At 50.6% G+C, this 15,529-nt stretch carries 16 protein-coding genes and 3 pseudogenes; 17 read left to right on the top strand and 2 right to left on the bottom strand.

Features of this window, described 5'->3' with window-relative positions; all coding sequences use genetic code 11:
- Window positions 1-36 precede the first annotated feature (36 nt).
- The 14 genes and pseudogenes from ETC02_RS11260 to ETC02_RS11200 all read left to right on the top strand — a co-directional run bounded on the left by ETC02_RS11260 (window position 37) and on the right by ETC02_RS11200 (window position 9,329).
- On the top strand, window positions 37-1,374 hold the full coding sequence (locus ETC02_RS11260; protein ID WP_063329989.1) for a glucose-6-phosphate isomerase: 1,338 nt from the start codon (window positions 37-39) through the stop codon (window positions 1,372-1,374).
- Between the two features lie 381 nt (window positions 1,375-1,755).
- Window positions 1,756-2,934 carry an RNA-guided endonuclease InsQ/TnpB family protein gene (locus ETC02_RS11255; RefSeq protein ID WP_050367409.1) on the top strand — a complete coding sequence of 393 codons (1,179 nt, stop codon included), beginning with the start codon at window positions 1,756-1,758 and terminating at the stop codon, window positions 2,932-2,934.
- A 178-nt stretch (window positions 2,935-3,112) separates the two neighbouring features.
- Window positions 3,113-3,241: a hypothetical protein gene (locus ETC02_RS18095; RefSeq protein ID WP_256370905.1), complete on the top strand. Its 129-nt coding sequence runs from the start codon at window positions 3,113-3,115 to the stop codon at window positions 3,239-3,241.
- 85 nt (window positions 3,242-3,326) lie between these two features.
- A pseudogene (locus tag ETC02_RS11250) lies at window positions 3,327-3,896 on the top strand (class I SAM-dependent methyltransferase).
- An 89-nt stretch (window positions 3,897-3,985) separates the two neighbouring features.
- On the top strand, window positions 3,986-4,378 hold the full coding sequence (locus ETC02_RS11245) for a hypothetical protein (RefSeq protein WP_050367407.1): 393 nt from the start codon (window positions 3,986-3,988) through the stop codon (window positions 4,376-4,378).
- Window positions 4,345-4,605 carry a metal-sensitive transcriptional regulator gene (locus ETC02_RS11240; protein ID WP_013145015.1) on the top strand — a complete coding sequence of 87 codons (261 nt, stop codon included), beginning with the start codon at window positions 4,345-4,347 and terminating at the stop codon, window positions 4,603-4,605. The genes ETC02_RS11245 and ETC02_RS11240 overlap by 34 nt, the downstream gene beginning before the upstream one ends.
- A gap of 103 nt (window positions 4,606-4,708) precedes the next feature.
- Window positions 4,709-4,936, top strand: coding sequence for a sulfurtransferase TusA family protein (locus tag ETC02_RS11235; protein WP_020278577.1), 228 nt, complete (start codon window positions 4,709-4,711; stop codon window positions 4,934-4,936).
- Between the two features lie 51 nt (window positions 4,937-4,987).
- Window positions 4,988-5,470 (top strand): DsrE/DsrF/DrsH-like family protein, encoded by a 483-nt coding sequence (locus ETC02_RS11230; protein ID WP_015375138.1) that lies wholly within the window; start codon window positions 4,988-4,990, stop codon window positions 5,468-5,470.
- Window positions 5,471-5,487: 17 nt separating this feature from the next.
- Window positions 5,488-5,853, top strand: coding sequence for a rhodanese-like domain-containing protein (locus ETC02_RS11225; RefSeq protein WP_050367406.1), 366 nt, complete (start codon window positions 5,488-5,490; stop codon window positions 5,851-5,853).
- A gap of 12 nt (window positions 5,854-5,865) precedes the next feature.
- Window positions 5,866-6,162 carry a rhodanese-like domain-containing protein gene (locus tag ETC02_RS11220; RefSeq protein WP_171698278.1) on the top strand — a complete coding sequence of 99 codons (297 nt, stop codon included), beginning with the start codon at window positions 5,866-5,868 and terminating at the stop codon, window positions 6,160-6,162.
- A gap of 21 nt (window positions 6,163-6,183) precedes the next feature.
- Window positions 6,184-6,753, top strand: a complete 570-nt coding sequence (locus tag ETC02_RS11215; protein ID WP_171698277.1) for a sulfurtransferase TusA family protein — start codon at window positions 6,184-6,186, stop codon at window positions 6,751-6,753.
- Between the two features lie 48 nt (window positions 6,754-6,801).
- Entirely contained in the window at window positions 6,802-7,938 is a 1,137-nt protein-coding gene (locus ETC02_RS11210) for an MBL fold metallo-hydrolase (RefSeq protein ID WP_033015460.1), read from the top strand.
- Window positions 7,939-8,009: 71 nt separating this feature from the next.
- A complete protein-coding gene (locus ETC02_RS11205; RefSeq protein ID WP_020278582.1) occupies window positions 8,010-8,792 on the top strand; it encodes a sulfite exporter TauE/SafE family protein in 783 nt (260 codons plus the stop codon).
- 150 nt (window positions 8,793-8,942) lie between these two features.
- Window positions 8,943-9,329, top strand: a pseudogene (locus tag ETC02_RS11200) (DUF302 domain-containing protein).
- 149 nt (window positions 9,330-9,478) lie between these two features.
- On the opposite strand, the gene desB reads toward ETC02_RS11200, so the two are convergent.
- The gene (gene desB / locus ETC02_RS11195) at window positions 9,479-10,597 is read right to left on the bottom strand and encodes a Delta(10) desaturase DesB (RefSeq protein ID WP_171698276.1); all 1,119 of its coding nucleotides are present in this window, start codon (window positions 10,595-10,597) and stop codon (window positions 9,479-9,481) included.
- A gap of 280 nt (window positions 10,598-10,877) precedes the next feature.
- Window positions 10,878-11,291 (bottom strand): EamA family transporter, encoded by a 414-nt coding sequence (locus ETC02_RS11190; protein WP_011231547.1) that lies wholly within the window; start codon window positions 11,289-11,291, stop codon window positions 10,878-10,880.
- Between the two features lie 273 nt (window positions 11,292-11,564).
- On the opposite strand from ETC02_RS11190, the gene ETC02_RS11185 reads away from it, so the two are divergent.
- From ETC02_RS11185 to ETC02_RS11175, 3 genes and pseudogenes are all read left to right on the top strand, one after another.
- Window positions 11,565-13,130, top strand: a complete 1,566-nt coding sequence (locus tag ETC02_RS11185) for a plasmid pRiA4b ORF-3 family protein (RefSeq protein ID WP_050367402.1) — start codon at window positions 11,565-11,567, stop codon at window positions 13,128-13,130.
- 293 nt (window positions 13,131-13,423) lie between these two features.
- Window positions 13,424-14,275, top strand: a complete 852-nt coding sequence (locus ETC02_RS11180) for an HAD family hydrolase (protein WP_050367401.1) — start codon at window positions 13,424-13,426, stop codon at window positions 14,273-14,275.
- Window positions 14,276-14,868: 593 nt separating this feature from the next.
- Window positions 14,869-15,519, top strand: a pseudogene (locus ETC02_RS11175) (IclR family transcriptional regulator); the annotation flags it as partial.
- Window positions 15,520-15,529: the final 10 nt, after the last annotated feature.

Below are 15,529 nucleotides of genomic sequence, written 5' to 3'. Positions count from 1 at the left end.
TGCGCTGCAAAATAGAATGAGAAAGGAGAAGTGTATATGGCTATCTCTTTTGATTACTCCAATGCCTTGCCATTTATGAAAGAGAGTGAACTACATTATTTAAGCGAATTTGTAAAAGCGGCTCATCATATGCTTCATGAAAAGAAAGGCCCAGGATCCGATTTTCTTGGTTGGGTGGATTGGCCGATTCGTTATGATAAGGACGAATTTGCGCGAATCAAGCAAGCAGCCGAAAAAATCCGCAATCATTCAGATGCTCTTGTCGTCATCGGCATTGGCGGATCTTATTTAGGGGCAAGGGCCGCTGTTGAAGCATTATCCCATTCCTTTCATAACCAAATGAACGATATGACGCAAATTTATTTCGCTGGCCAAAATATCAGTTCCACTTATCTCTCTCATTTATTAGATGTATTAGAAGGCAAGGATCTGTCGATCAACGTCATTTCTAAATCGGGAACAACGACAGAGCCAGCCATTGCTTTTCGGATTTTCCGCGACTACATGGAGAAAAAATATGGAAAAGAGGAAGCAAGAAAACGGATTTACGTTACTACCGATCGCGCAAAAGGAGCATTAAAAAAGCTCGCTGATCAAGAAGGCTATGAAACTTTCGTTATTCCGGATGACATAGGCGGAAGATATTCTGTGCTGACAGCAGTTGGCCTGTTGCCAATCGCCGTCGCTGGATTGAATATTGATCGAATGATGGAAGGCGCAGCATCGGCATATTATAAATATAACCATCCTGATCTTTCAACCAATGAAAGTTATCAGTACGCTGCCGTGCGAAATATTCTCTATCGCAAAGGCAAAGCGATCGAATTATTGGTGAACTATGAGCCATCCCTTCATTATGTATCTGAGTGGTGGAAACAGCTGTTTGGCGAAAGCGAAGGGAAAGATCAAAAAGGACTCTTTCCTGCATCCGTTGACTTTACAACAGATTTACATTCCATGGGGCAATACGTTCAGGAAGGCAGCCGCATTCTGATCGAAACAGTGCTGCAAGTGAAAAAACCGCGAATCGAACTGACGATTCAAGAAGACCCAGAAAATATCGATGGATTGAATTTCTTGGCCGGCAAGACACTGGATGAAGTAAACAAAAAAGCTTTCCAAGGCACGCTATTCGCACACGTAGACGGCGGAGTGCCTAACTTAATTGTTGAACTGGATGAAATGAATGAATACACCTTTGGGGAAATGGTATACTTCTTCGAAAAAGCTTGCGGCATCAGCGGCCATTTGCTCGGTGTAAATCCATTTGACCAACCGGGAGTGGAAGCATACAAAAACAATATGTTTGCCTTACTTGGCAAACCGGGGTTTGAAGCGGAAAAAGCGGCTCTCATGAAACGGCTATCGAAATAGCGTTTTCCTTACAGCTGTTTGAAATAACGCTCTACATGTAAACTGCCTGTTTTCCTGAACTCTGCAGGAGACAGGCAGTTTCCTTTTTTCCTGAAACTTGATGATCCTCCATTATGGAAGGAGAGATGGATTTTCATGCCTGGGTGGGGAGTAAAATTTACTCATGGATGTTTTCTGTGAAAATAATGAATCCATGAGCGGTTATTTTCATGCTTGGGTGGCGAGTAAAAGCTTACTCATGGATGTTTTCTGTGAAAATGCGCCGCCTTGATAAGTCATTTTCATGCCAGGGTGGGGAGCAAGGCTTGCTCATGGATGTTTTTTGTTTCTCCCTTCTCTTTTGATTTTCGATAGAATACAATAAACATAGGAGGTGAAACCATGTATCGAACGCTGAAAACCCGTTTTCGAGCAAAAAAAGAAGTGATTGATAAACTTTTTGAATGCAATCGCATCTCCGCAGAAGTTTGGAATGAGTGTCTTCGTTTGGCGAAAGAACATCATTTGAAAACAGGAAAATGGATAACCAAAACGGAACTGCAAAAAGCAACAAAAGGTCGTTTTCCTATCCACAGCCAAAGCATCCAAGCCGTTGTGCATAAGTATATATTTGCCCGTGACGGAGCAAGAGAAGCACGGAAAAAAGGGGAGAAAACCAAATTTCCGTACAAAAAGAAAAAACACTTCAATACAAAATGGGCAAAAGATGGGTTTGTTTTGCATGAAGACGGGACGTTGGAACTGTCGCTAGGAATTTGGAAACGGAAAAGACAATCTCCTTTGGTGGTGAAAATGGATAAAGAACAAATTCCAAAGGGTCAAGTGAAAGAAATCGAACTCGTTTATGACCGTGGTTTGTGGCTTTGTTTGTTGTATGAAGATGGAAAAGAACCAAAAGAGAATAAAAATCAAAACCGTGTCGCTATTGACCCAGGGGAAATTCACACCATCGCAGCCGTTTGTGAAAATGGGGAAAACCTCATCATCACGGGAAGAAAAATAAGAAGCATCCATCGGTTGAGAAACAAAAAATTAAAAGAACTGCAAAAACTCATGAGCAGATGCAAAAAAGGCTCCAAACAATGGAAAAAGTACAATCGGGCAAAACAATATGTACTTTCGAAATCAGAGGCACAACTAAAGGATGCGTTGCACAAAACCACGAGACAATTTGTTCGTTGGTGTTTGGAAAACCAAGTGAAAGAAGTCGTCATTGGGGATGTCGAGGGGGTACAACGGAACACGAAAAAGAAACGAAACAAAAAGACCAATCAGAAATTATCCAATTGGTCGTTTGGAAAACTATTTGATTATCTCAAATACAAATTGAATGCCGAAGGCATTGAAATGGAGAAAAAGGACGAGAGCTACACATCGCAAACATGCCCTGTTTGCGGGAAGAAGAATAAATCTTCTTCTAGAAATTATACATGTCAATGCGGATACAAACAACACCGTGACATCCACGGAGCGATGAATTTATTTGCCAAAGTATATTATGGCGAAATTCGCCCGTTGGAATTTACGGTCAAACCGTTTACGTATCGACGGATTGCATAAGCAAGAAGTCGTAGATGGCGAGTTCCCGCCCTTGAGTATCGATGATACTCATGTTGCCTGTCGCTCCCAACGGGACGGATGCCAGGCGTTGCCTGCAGATAGGCTGCCGACCAACCTATCACGCATCCACCCCGAAGGGGAAACAGGAAACTCCCACTTCTGTAAGTGGGAGAGGTTCATGGAAGTGAATGTCGAGCTCGATCCGGCTTACAAGGAAATTCGGCAGACCAACATGGGGAAATTGCATCCTACGGAAGAGGAACAACGGGAGATGGAAAGCGGTTCAAACCGGTGCGCCGTTCGGTAGGGAAAAGCCGGCGTTTTCCAATGCCGGCTTTTTTCCTCTCTTTGCGAGTATAATGAAATGGAAATGAGGAATAGGAGGGAAAAGGATGACAGGGCATCGTTTTCATTACGAACATGCTGAACGATTATTGGATCCGAAGCGCAAGGAATGGATCGACCCGCAACGGGTCATTTCGATGTTGTCCGTGAAACCGGATGACACGGTCGTCGATCTTGGCGCCGGGAATGGTTATTTCACGATTCCTCTCGCGCAGGCGACAAACGGAAAAGTGTATGCGGTCGATGTGTAGCCAGAAATGATTGAATTGCTAAAACAGCGAGCCGCGAAACTAGCGGTCACCAACATCGAATATCGGGTGGCGGATGTCGCTTCGACTGCCTTGCCTTCGCATTCGGTGGACAAAGGGATCATGGCATTTGTCTTTCATGAGGTGGAACAAAAAGAAGCCGCCCTTGACGAAATTCGCCGTGTGATGAGGCCAAACGGGCAGTTTCTGTTGATCGAATGGGAGACGATGGAAAGCGAAATAGGGCCGCCGCTCCATGAGCGGATTCCGTCGGAGGAACTGTTTTCCTATGTGAAGCAAAAGGCGGGCAACGTGGAACTTGTCCGTTTTCACCCAGCTGTCTATGGTCTTTTGATTCGCTGGGAATAACCAATTGTTGAGGAAAATATTTCTTATTGTCATTATACCATATAGGGTATATAATGATCATGCATAGGGTGAATAGAGGGGGTGAACCGTTGATCGTTAGCAGTTTGTTATTCTTTCTCATTCTTTTGGGCGCAGCGTTGTATCGACGCTACTATCCTGTAAAACATATCCCATGCCTTCCGGTAGAAGAGGTGCCGGACGGCTTGCTTCTTCTTGACTTGCGCGATTATAATGAAAGCAACGGCTCCATATTTGGCCAAGCGTTGCATATTCCGGTGGCGTATTTGAAACGGCATGCGCGGGATATTCCGCGAAAGCCGCTTCATATCATCGTTCAGGATGACATCGAAAAAAACGTCGGCATCCGCCTGTTGCGCCGCTATGGCTATGAGGTGAACAGCTATTCGATCATGGCTTGCGATTGTCAAGAAAGGGGGCGAACGAGCCGATGGAATATAACAAAGAGATCAAAAACCGCTTAAAACGGATTGAAGGACAAATTAAAGGCGTCCTTGGCATGATGGAACAAGGGAAAGACTGCAAGAGCGTCGTTTCCCAACTTTCAGCGGCGCGCAATGCCATTGACCGCGCCATTGCCGTCATCGTCAGCACCAATTTGGAACATTGCCTGCGTGAAAGCATGGAAAAAGGAGAAAGCACAGACAGTCTTGTCAAAGAAGCAGTGGAACTGCTTGTGAAAAGCCGTTAATGCGTTGCTCAACAAAAAGGTGTTGACAACGTTCTTTTTCTCGTAGTAATATACCTATAGGGGTAATGGTAATAAGACGTATGATATCAAGGAGGTTATCAAAATGAACGCAACGAAAGTATTGGATGCAAAAGGATTGGCCTGCCCGATGCCGGTGGTGAGAGCGAAAAAAGCGATGGACGAATTGCAATCAGGTCAAGTGCTCGAGGTGCACACGACCGATAAAGGGGCGAAAAACGATTTGCCGGCATGGGCGAAAGCGAGCGGCCATACGGTGCTTGAGATGAAAGAAGACAACGGTGTGTTGATGTTCTGGATCCAAAAAGGATAATGTGTGCACATTTTTATACCCATACAGGTATGAAGGGAAGGAGGCAGCCAGATGACACAGCCGAAGAAAAAGACGACGATCATTTTGTTCAGCGGCGACTATGACAAGGCGATGGCGGCTTACATCATCGCCAACGGCGCCGCTGCCTACGACCATGACGTGACGATCTTTCATACGTTCTGGGGGCTGAACGCCTTGCGGAAAGAGGCGTCGGTTCCAGTGCAAAAAGGGTTTCTTGAAAAGATGTTCGCGAAGATGATGCCGCGCGGCGCGGACCGCATGGGGCTGTCGCGCATGAATTTTGCCGGCATCGGCCCGAAGTTGATCAAAAAGGTCATCAAAAAACATAACGCCATGCCGCTTCCGCAGTTGATCGAGATGGCGAAAGAGCAAGGCGTGAAACTCGTCGCTTGCCAAATGACAGTCGATTTGCTTGGGCTGAAGCCGGAGGAATTGATCGATGGCGTTGAGTTTGCTGGCGTCGCCGCGTATTTGGCTGATGCGTCGGAAGGAAATGTGAACTTATTCATTTAATCAAATGAGGGAATCCTATGTCGCAAACCATCATCAACATCATCCTGTTTGTTTTGCTTGTTTGGTTTTTTGCCAGCCGCTTCATCCCGCCGAAAGGGGTGCGGATGATCACAACAGCGGAATTGAAACGCCGGTTGAAAGAACCTGGGGTGCAATATATTGATGTGCGCACCCCTTTGGAGTTTCAGTCTTACCATCTGCCAGGGTTTCGGAACATCCCGCTGCACGAATTGACAGCCCGTGCTCACGAACTATCGAAAGAGAAAGAAGTGATTGTCATTTGCCAAAGCGGGATGCGAAGCCAAAAAGCAAGCCGACTGTTAAAGAAAATGGGATTTCAGCACGTGACGAACGTCAAAGGCGGCCTAAACGCCTGGCAGTAGAGGAGGATGATGATGAAAACGATCACGCCAAAAGAGGTAGAAGAGCGGCTTCGCTCGGGAGAATCGCTTCATATCATCGATGTGCGCGAGCCGGAGGAAGTCGCTGCGGGCAAAATTCCAGGAGCGGTCAATATTCCGCTCGGTTTGATCGAGTTTCGCATGCATGAATTGGACAAAAATGAGGAATACATTCTCGTCTGCCGTTCCGGCGGCCGCAGCGGCCGTGCGGCGGAGTTTCTTGACAGCCGCGGTTACCGCGTCGTCAACATGACAGGGGGCATGCTCGCCTGGGAAGGGCCTGTCGAATAAGCTGTAAGGAGGGATTCGTTCATGATTAAAGTTGATATGACCGTTGATGCGAAAGGACTGTCCTGCCCGATGCCGATCGTTCGAACGAAAAAGGCGATCAATGAATTGCAACCGGGTCAAGTGCTGGAAGTGCAGGCGACGGATAAGGGATCCAAAGCCGATATCAAAGCATGGGCGGAAAGCACAGGGCATCAATATGTAGGAACGATTGAAGAAAATGGGGTTTTGAAACATTATATCCGCAAGGCAGTAGAAAGTGAAACACGCAACGAAACGGCATTCCCTCATGTCGTATCGAATGAACAATTGCAAGAAAAACTTCACGATCCTGATTCGTTTGTCTTGGATGTCCGCGAACCGGCGGAGTATGCGTTTGGCCATATTCCGGGCGCCGTTTCAATTCCGCTTGGGGAGCTCGAGAATCGGATGGCCGAACTTCCGAAAGACAAAACGATTTATGTCGTGTGCCGCACAGGGACACGGAGCGATTTGGCTGCGCAAAAGCTGGCCGAAAAAGGATTTGACCGTGTGCGCAACGTCGTTCCCGGCATGTCGCAATGGAACGGGCCGCTTGATTCCGCTCAATCGTAATGAGCGGCCTTTTTTAACAATCAAATATACATTAGGGGGTATGTTAATATGGTGAAAGAAATGACCGTGCAACAAATGACGGAAAAGGTGTTCAACAAAGAATCGCTGTTCATCTTGGACGTCCGCAACGAAAGCGATTTTCGCGATTGGAAAATCGAAGGGAAAAACTTTGACTATTTGAACGTGCCGTATTTTGAATTGATTGATGGGGTTGACTCGATTGTCGACCGTCTTCCGAAAGACAAAGACATCGTCGTCGTGTGCGCGAAGGGCGGATCGGCGGCGTTTGTCGCCGAACAGCTGACGGAAGCCGGGTTTGACAACGTTTATACTCTCGCTGGCGGGATGCAGGCGTGGAGTGAGCATCTCCATCAAGCGAAAGTATACGAAGATGATCAGTTGAAAATTTACCAATTCATCCGCGTCGGCAAAGGATGCCTGTCGTATATGGTCATCTCCGGAAGCGAAGCGCTTGTCGTCGATCCGTTGCGGTTTATTGACGTGTACGAACAAGCCGCCCAACAAGAAGGGGTGAAGATCACGCATATCGTGGACTCGCACTTGCATGCCGACCATCTTTCCGGCGGCAAGGCGCTGGCCGAACGAACGGGGGCAACGTACTACTTGATGAAAAGCGAGGGAGCGGTGTTTGATTTCGAGCCGCTAGAGCAGCATGACACGATCGACTTTGCCAACGTTCATTTGGAAGTGTTGGCCGTGAAAACGCCAGGCCATACGCCAGGCAGCGTCTCGTTCTTTGTCAACGGCAAATGGCTGTTCTCGGGTGACACGATCTTCGTCGGCGGTCTCGGGCGGCCGGACCTCGGCGGCAAAGTGGCGGAATGGGCGGCGGATTTGTATGACACCGTGTACGAAAAAGTCGCGGCCATGGCGGATGATGTGATCGTCTTGCCGGCTCACTACGCGAACTTGGATGAAGAAATCAACGCGGAGGGGTATGTCGGCGATACGTTGGGCCGCATCCGCGCCCGCAATGAGATGATGCAAAACAAACCGAAAGACGAATTCATCGACCTCGTCATCCAAAGCGCCAAAACGGAAACCCCGCCGAACTTTGAAGACATTGTCGCCATCAACCGCGGGCTCAAAACCGTGGATATCGAAACAGAGCGGGAGCTTGAGATCGGCCCGAACCGCTGCGCGCTGCATCATGCCCATGCCTAAAGAAGCGGCACAGATTGACAGGGGGCGGGGGCGTGCCCCGTCCCTTTTGAAACGAAAAGGGAGGATGATCGATGGATGTTTCGCTCGCGTTTCTCATTGTCATCTTTTTCATCGGTTTTGTCGGTTCGTTTATTTCTGGGATGGTGGGGATCGGCGGATCGATTATTAAATATCCGATGCTTCTGTATCTTCCGCCGTTGTTTGGGCTGGCGGCGTTCAGCGCCCATGAAGTGTCGGGAATCAGCGCGGTGCAAGTGTTTTTCGCCACGATCGGCGGCGTGTGGGCGTATCGAAAAAGCGGCTATTTGAACAAATCGCTCATTCTCTATATGGGCGCAAGCATTCTTGTTGGCAGTTTTGTCGGCGGTTACGGCTCGAAGCTGATGAGCGAGGGAACGATTAACGTCGTTTACGGCGTCTTGGCGGCATTAGCCGCGATCATGATGTTTGTGCCGAAAAAAGGGATCGATGACATTCCGCTTGACCAAGTGACGTTCAACAAAGGGGTGGCGGCCGCCTTGGCGTTCCTCATCGGCGTCGGGTCCGGTATCGTCGGGGCGGCGGGGGCGTTTTTGCTTGTGCCAGTCATGCTCGTTGTCCTAAAAATCCCGACGCGAATGACGATCGCCACGTCTTTGGCCATTACGTTCATTTCCTCCATTGGCTCTACGTTCGGGAAAATCGCCACCGGCCAAGTCGATTACATCCCGGCGCTCATCATGGTCGTCGCGAGCTTGCTTGCCTCTCCGCTAGGAGCGAAAGCGGGGCAAAAACTAAACACGAAAGTGCTGCAAGTCATCCTTGCCGTGTTGATTTTGGCGACGGCGGTGAAAATTTGGGTGGATATTTTATGATCGAAGCGCTTGAAAGGCGACGGGTCATGGGAAAAGACATGTGAACGCTGGAACTGATCATGTGTCGCCGTCCGTTTTCTGCGTGATGGTGAGCGATCGATTTGGGCATGCTAAACAACGGGAAAACATAACGGAAGGAAAGAATGAGCGATGTTCCATTACACGGTTGACGTGCCAACAGGCATGGACGAAACGATCGAGCGTTTGGAAGAGAACTTGAAACAAGAAGGGTTTGGCGTGCTCTGGCGGTTCAGCGTGACCGAAAAGCTGCAAGAAAAGGGGCTTGATTTTTCCACGCCGATGGTCATTTTCGAAGTGTGCAACCCGCAAGAAGCGGCGCGGGTGTGAAATGAAAACTTGTTGGTCGGTTACTTTTTGCCGTGCAAACTCGTCGTCTATCAAGAGAACGGCACAACGAAAATCGGCATGCCGAAGCCGACAATGCTTGTTGGCATGGTGAACGAGCCGGCGTTGAAGGAAATCGCGGAAGATATTGAGAAAAGGTTGGTCGCTTGCATTGACCAATGCCGTCAGTGAAAAGGAAAAAGGTGTCCCACAGACGGGGCACCTTTTGGTTGTGCACATATAAACGGAAACGCAGGTTTGCCGAAAGAAAAGCGCTCTTTTCCCCTCTTCGCCGCTATTTGATCCACATAGGAGGCGGACGGCCGCAAAGCCCATCCTTTCTACAAATTCTCTTGCCCCGCCGCTTTTTTTGTTTTTGCCCGTTTTTTGGCTGCGCGCGGCTGTTTTTCCGTTTCCAGCTCGCGATGCACAATCCGGTCAGGGTTGAGCCCATTGCCGAGCGTGCCGTACACATGGCCTTGCTTCGGCTCGATGAGCTCGTTGTGCTCGTAGTAGACGCGCGGCGTTTTCCAAAGGGCGGCCAACGCTTTTCCCATCGGCATTTCGTGGTAGCGGTCGGGCCACATTTGTTTGATGTGTTTTTTCACGAGCGGGTAGTACTTCGAGCTCATCGCTGGAAAGAGATGATGTTCAGTATGGTGCGAAAAGTGGAAGTGAAGGATATCCACCCACTTTGGCACGGTGACCGACAAACTGTTCGCCAACGGATCGTTGACCGGCACTAACGGATTGAGACGATGGTTGGTTGCGATATAGCTCATGACGATCGTGTTGGCGACGAGCAGCGGAAGCAAAAAGGCGAACAGCCATTTTTCCCAGCCGACAAGCCATAACAGCCCGAGCCATGTCGCCCAAGGCAAGAAAAATTGAAACAGGACAACCGCGCGGTTTTTCCAGCGAAAGTCTTTGAAAAAGTAAAACAGCATCCGCACCGAATGAAGGGTAAACATCACCGACAAGGAGCTAAACGAGAAAAACGCGCGAATCGGAAACGGGATGCGGTATACCCAAGAGAGCAGGCGGCTTTTCGCTAATTTCTCCATGCTTGGCCACGCGTCCGGGTCTTTTTCTTCATGCTGGGTATGCACATGGTGGCTGGCGTTATGCCATTTTCTCCACAACTTCGGACCGGTGCAAAGCGGCCAAAAGGCGATCGCTCCGAGAAGATCGCGCAGCCATGGTGTACGGACGACGGTGCCGTGCAAAATTTCATGTCCTAAAAATCCTAACGCAGCAAAACTGAAACCAAGCACAACCGAGATGAGGAGGTTCCATACAGGATGGAGGTGGAAAAGGGACACAGCGAGGATGCCGGCGATGACGAGCCCTACATAAGCCAGACCTCCAAACAAGCGGGACTTCACGGGTTGAAACGCTTTTTTCGGCAAATACGGGGTCATTTTCGCCGCGTACCAGCCGAACGGGTGAAAATCATTCATTCAGTGATCTCCTTTCAAACTACTCTCCGTTTGACAAGCAGCGGTGAAGCCATTCACACACTCTTGGTCGCAACGAAGACCTTATTTCATAAGGTGATCCCCAAAGCTGTCCTCTATGCCGAAATGATGCGGAGGGCGGAGAAAAGCTCTAGGTCACTATAAAATTTATCATAACATCTTTTGGATTGTCCTGTCTATAGGCTTGATGGAAAACTGCCAAAATTGAGTATGGCGGCAATATTTCGAGAAGAACAGGCTAAACGATTGAGAAGGCGGCTGGCTAAAACATCATGATCAATGTCCCGATGGTAATGAGCAGCACCCCGATCACCACTTTCGCGGACAGCGGTTCGCCGAGAAACATCGCCGCAAACAAGATCGTCAGCACCAAGCTCGACTTGTCAATGGCGGTGACGCGCGAGACATCGCCGATTTGGATTGCTTTGTAGAAACAAAGCCACGACAATCCGGTTGCTGCTCCTGAGAGGCAGAGAAACACCCAGCTTTTCGTTGAGATCACTTTGACGCCTTGATGGGCGCCTGTCATCCAGACGATCAGCCATGCGAGCACGAGCACGACAACGGTGCGAATAGCGGTCGCGAGATGGGAATTGACGTTTTCAATGCCGATTTTCGCCAGCACCGATGTCAGCGCCGCAAACACCGCCGCCAACAAAGCATACACGATCCACATATCGATCCCTTCGCTTTCGTTGAGAATTTTTTCATCTATTGGCTCTTCACCACAACATGTACTTGACAAGCAATGCGGTTTCCTGCGTAAGGATAGGCAAAAAGTGCTGATTTTCCCTCACAAGCGTAAATAGGGTATGTTCAGAAAAAATCAAGTACAACTTTTGGTGAAGAGCCCATCTATTATACTACGAAAAGAGGGAAGATTTCATCATGTTTCCGTTGATCTGTTATAATAGAGGACAAGACAAGCCAATGAGAAAGGAAGAAGAGAATGATTTATCAACTCAAAGTGCAATTGAAGCATACGCGCCCTCCCATTTGGCGTCGGTTGCTTGTGCCGGGGGAGATGACGTTCGCCGAGCTGCATGGCGTGTTGCAAGCCGCATTCGGCTGGATGGACCAACATTTGCATACGTTTTACATGACAAAGGTCGGCGGAACAGCGCGGCTGGGCATTGAAATCGGCAACGAAGCGGCTGGATGGGACGGCGCCGATTACGATGAGCAGGAGGAAAGGATTGGGCAATGGTTTGTCGAAGAAGGCGACCGCGCCCAATACGTGTATGATTTTGGAGATATGTGGGAGCATGACATCGTTTTGGAAAAGATCGTCGATCCAGTTCCCGACGCGTTGTATCCGTGCTGTATCAAGGCCGTGCGAGTGGGTTTGAAAGAGGACAGCTGGGGAGAAGTGCAAGCCATAGAGGAAGAGATGAGCACAGCGGAGCTGACGGCGAACGTGAATGTGGCGCTCGCCCCGTTTCAACGAAAAGTGGTGAAGGAAGAAGGTGAGGCGAAAAAAACGAAACGAGCCGCAAGCAAAGGCAGAGTCGAAGAAGTGGAACAGGATGTATGGAAAACGCTGTTCGATCAAGCGCTCGCCTACAGGGACTTGGCCCCGTGGACATGGATGGACGATGATCAAATTTTTGCCGTGGTGACTCCTGATGGGGAATCGTTGTATTGTACGGTGATCGGGGCGCTTGGCCAGGAGTACGGCCTTGTCATTTACATCGGTGAGGAAGGGTATGCATGCTTGCAAGATATTTTATCTGGAACGTTGCATCCAAAAGACGCTGTGTTTAAAGAGCGCGCATTGCTCGTGTCGTTCGCGCCCCGAAACGACTTGGAAAGAGACGATAAAGCGATGTTGCGGAAGTATCACATTCCTGTGAGTGGAAAACAGCTGTTGCCGATGTTCCGCAGTTTTGCCCCTGGATATTATCCATGGTTTCTTTCGGAACAGGAAGCGGCATGGGCGGCTATGGCATTGGAACAAGCGGTCGTTGTCGCCGAGCGGCTGCGCGATGGCGAGCTGTCCCTAGCTTTGTCCGCTCGCGGCAACCGATTGTTTGCCCGGATTGCCGAACGGAGAGAAGACGGGCTTCATTGGCGCGACGGCTGGGTGTCGCGCCCGAAGGCGAAGAAAAAGGAAACACCGGTGCTTGAAATCGGAACGGACGAGTTGGAAAAGGTCAAGGCGCTCGATCGCGCCCCGCTGTTTGCGGAGTTTTCGATCGCTTATGTGAACAAGCCGATTCAGGAGCGACGCTGGGAGCGCCCGTATTTTCCGCTGCTGGCGCTGGCTGCCGATGCAGCGAGCGGAGTCATTTTGCATCACCAAGTGTTTCGCGGCCAGCTGGAGGCGAAGACGCTGCAACAAAGTTTTCTTGAATTTGCTCGCGCGCTCGGGCGTGTACCGAGCCATGTGCGCGTCACGAAGGAACACGGTCCGCTGCTGGCCCCGCTTTTGCGCGAGTTGGGTGTGAATATGAGCACAGGCCCAACCCCTCGTTCCGATGAAGTGAGGGAATTGTTTGAACAGTTTGCGATCTAAAGGTCTAGTGATTTAGTAGAAAACACTGTTAGTTCCGGTTGTTTCTTAATTAGAAAACCTTGCGAAATCAGTCTTCTTTTTTGGTGAAATGCCGCTGATTTGCGCGTGGCAACTGTTTTTCACCGGAATTCTAAGAAGAAGCCGATCGTGATGCCGAACAGGAGATGATGGGGGCAGGCGCTGGGGTACGGAGTGAAAAGCGCAGGAATTTCCGGCTTTCCACTAGCCCGCTGCTTCTGCCAGGATTCCGTTTTTCTAAGAGCGCTTTGCACGACGCAGAAAGAGGGATGAACATGTTGATTGCACTCGATATGGACGGAACGCTATTAAACGGGGAAGGAAAAATCAGTGAACGAAACCGGGCGGCCATCACTGCAGCGCAGGCGCAGGGCCACATCGTCGCCGTCGTGACAGGGAGGGCGCGCAAAGACGCGCTCGCCCCGCTTCGCGAGGCGGGCATTATCTGCCCGATCGCCAGCTTAAACGGCGCGGTCGTTTCGCTCGAAGACGGCACGGTCATCAGCGAGGCGCCGCTCGAGCGGACAATCGTCCGTCCGACGCTTGAGTGGGTGCGCGAACAGTCCGATTTGTATTGCGAGACGTACACGGGCGATGCGGTCTATGTCGGCCTGCACAACCGCGCCCAATGGGAGGCGCTCGCTTCCGGGATGGCCGATGCGGCGCCAGAGGTGAAGTGGCTCGTGAACAAGCAGTTCCAGCAGGCGCGGGTGATGTATGTCGATGACATCCGCACGGTGTGGGACGACCCGCAGACGGTGATGTATAAGCTGCTGATTTTCGCCCTCGACCGCGAGCGGCTGCGTGATGCAGCGTCGCGATTCGCCGCGCTCCGTAGCGTCACGGTCACCTCGTCGCACCCGCACAATATTGAGATGAACAACGAACGAGCGACAAAAGGCGAGGCGCTCAAACAGCTCGCCGCCCATTACGGCATCGATGTGCGCGACACGGTCGCCTTTGGCGACAGCCATAACGATTTGTCGATGTTTAAGGTCGCAGGCTATCGCGTGGCGATGGACAATGCTGAGCCGGAGCTGAAAGCCATCTGCGACATGGTGACGTCCTCCCACGAAGAAGATGGGGTGGCGGCGGGGCTTGAGCGGCTGCTTGCGAAACGGGTGTAGCGGCACCCGTTTTTTTCGATTGGACGTTCACCACATCGCTTTGGATGTAGAGAGGCTCAGGTTTCCGGTGCTTGCCCCGTCTGCTGAAACGTGAATGTGTGCTGTCGGAGAGGGGAATCGTTTTCGCCGCTTATGGACAACAGTCGCATCATCATCTCAACGTATGGCAACGAAAGGGGAGAACAATGACGCACGATCGCATTCAAGACTGGATTGGAATGTGGCGGGTGCCGGTGTATACAGCGGCGGTGGCGCTGTATATGGTGGCCCGGTTTGTCGAGACGGCCCCCGTTCACTATGCTATGGGAGCTGCAGCGCTGTCAGCGTTTATTGTGTCCGCGTTTTTCGCCCGCGGGGTGTACCAGGTGTCGGGAGCTCTGTTTTTTGCATTTGGTGTTGGATTGTTTTGTTTCGGATGGGCGCTGCTTGTGCGCCGGGTGAAGCGGTATGCGGTGATGGCGCTCTGCCATTGGAAAGAGCGGACAGAGGGATTGGGAAACTACTTTTTCATGTTTTTAGGAGCCGGGTTGTTTGTCGAGATGCTGGCCCGGTCTCCGCTGCTCGCTGGGCTTGGAGGCTGGTTTCGCGTCGGGGCGAAAAAGATTTCGCTCGCCAAATCGACGACGACGCGCCTGCTCGCCACGCTGGAGCAAAACCGCTTGGTCGTCAAAGATCCGGAGACGTTAAAGTACCGTCTTGGACAAGGATTGTACTATTTAGGATATATTGCCGGCAAATCGATTAAAGTGCGGGAAATCGCGCGGCCGGTGATGGAGCGGCTGCGCGACGAGACGCGGGAGACGGTGAACTTATACGTGCTGGAACAAGATGCCCGCGTTTGCGTCGAACAGTGCGAGGGGCTTCAGGCGCTGCGCCATATGGTGAGAATCGGCGAGCGGCTGCCGCTTTGGGCGGGCGCGGGAGGAAAAGTATTGTTGGCCTATCAATCGCCCGAAGTTCAAGAGCGGATTTTTGCGCAAGTGCCGACAAAGGAACGATTGGATCGTCTAGCGGCGGAGCTTGAGGCGATTCGGGAGCGCGGCGTTGCGTCTAGCATCGATGAACGGGAAGTCGGCTCTGCGGCCGTTGCGGCGCCCATTTTCGACATCCGCGGGGAAGTGGGCGCCTGCTTGTCCGTCTCTGGGCCGGCGCATCGATTTACACGGGAAGTGATGGAACAATTCAAGAGGCTCGTAAAAGAAGGAGCACAAGCCATTTCCGAAAAACTAGGTTATCGACCATAAGGGGGAGAGC

Source organism: Geobacillus sp. DSP4a, from assembly GCF_013096875.1.
GTDB lineage: Bacteria > Bacillota > Bacilli > Bacillales > Anoxybacillaceae > Geobacillus > Geobacillus thermophilus.
Note: the sequence above shows the minus strand (reverse complement) of the source record. Positions and strands in the feature narration are given on the sequence as shown.

Bases quoted from the DNA above. Each gene is read 5' to 3' on its own strand.
- ETC02_RS18095 (WP_256370905.1), top strand. From the start codon at position 3,113: ATGGAAGTGAATGTCGAGCTCGATCCGGCTTACAAGGAAATTCGGCAG.
- ETC02_RS11210 (WP_033015460.1), top strand. From the start codon at position 6,802: ATGGTGAAAGAAATGACCGTGCAACAAATGACGGAAAAGGTGTTCAAC.
- ETC02_RS11225 (WP_050367406.1), top strand. From the start codon at position 5,488: ATGTCGCAAACCATCATCAACATCATCCTGTTTGTTTTGCTTGTTTGG.
- ETC02_RS11185 (WP_050367402.1), top strand. From the start codon at position 11,565: ATGATTTATCAACTCAAAGTGCAATTGAAGCATACGCGCCCTCCCATT.
- desB (WP_171698276.1), bottom strand. From the start codon at position 10,597: ATGAATGATTTTCACCCGTTCGGCTGGTACGCGGCGAAAATGACCCCG.
- ETC02_RS11255 (WP_050367409.1), top strand. From the start codon at position 1,756: ATGTATCGAACGCTGAAAACCCGTTTTCGAGCAAAAAAAGAAGTGATT.
- ETC02_RS11230 (WP_015375138.1), top strand. From the start codon at position 4,988: ATGACACAGCCGAAGAAAAAGACGACGATCATTTTGTTCAGCGGCGAC.
- ETC02_RS11240 (WP_013145015.1), top strand. From the start codon at position 4,345: ATGGAATATAACAAAGAGATCAAAAACCGCTTAAAACGGATTGAAGGA.
- ETC02_RS11205 (WP_020278582.1), top strand. From the start codon at position 8,010: ATGGATGTTTCGCTCGCGTTTCTCATTGTCATCTTTTTCATCGGTTTT.
- ETC02_RS11220 (WP_171698278.1), top strand. From the start codon at position 5,866: ATGAAAACGATCACGCCAAAAGAGGTAGAAGAGCGGCTTCGCTCGGGA.
- ETC02_RS11180 (WP_050367401.1), top strand. From the start codon at position 13,424: ATGTTGATTGCACTCGATATGGACGGAACGCTATTAAACGGGGAAGGA.
- ETC02_RS11215 (WP_171698277.1), top strand. From the start codon at position 6,184: ATGATTAAAGTTGATATGACCGTTGATGCGAAAGGACTGTCCTGCCCG.
- ETC02_RS11235 (WP_020278577.1), top strand. From the start codon at position 4,709: ATGAACGCAACGAAAGTATTGGATGCAAAAGGATTGGCCTGCCCGATG.
- ETC02_RS11190 (WP_011231547.1), bottom strand. From the start codon at position 11,291: ATGTGGATCGTGTATGCTTTGTTGGCGGCGGTGTTTGCGGCGCTGACA.
- ETC02_RS11260 (WP_063329989.1), top strand. From the start codon at position 37: ATGGCTATCTCTTTTGATTACTCCAATGCCTTGCCATTTATGAAAGAG.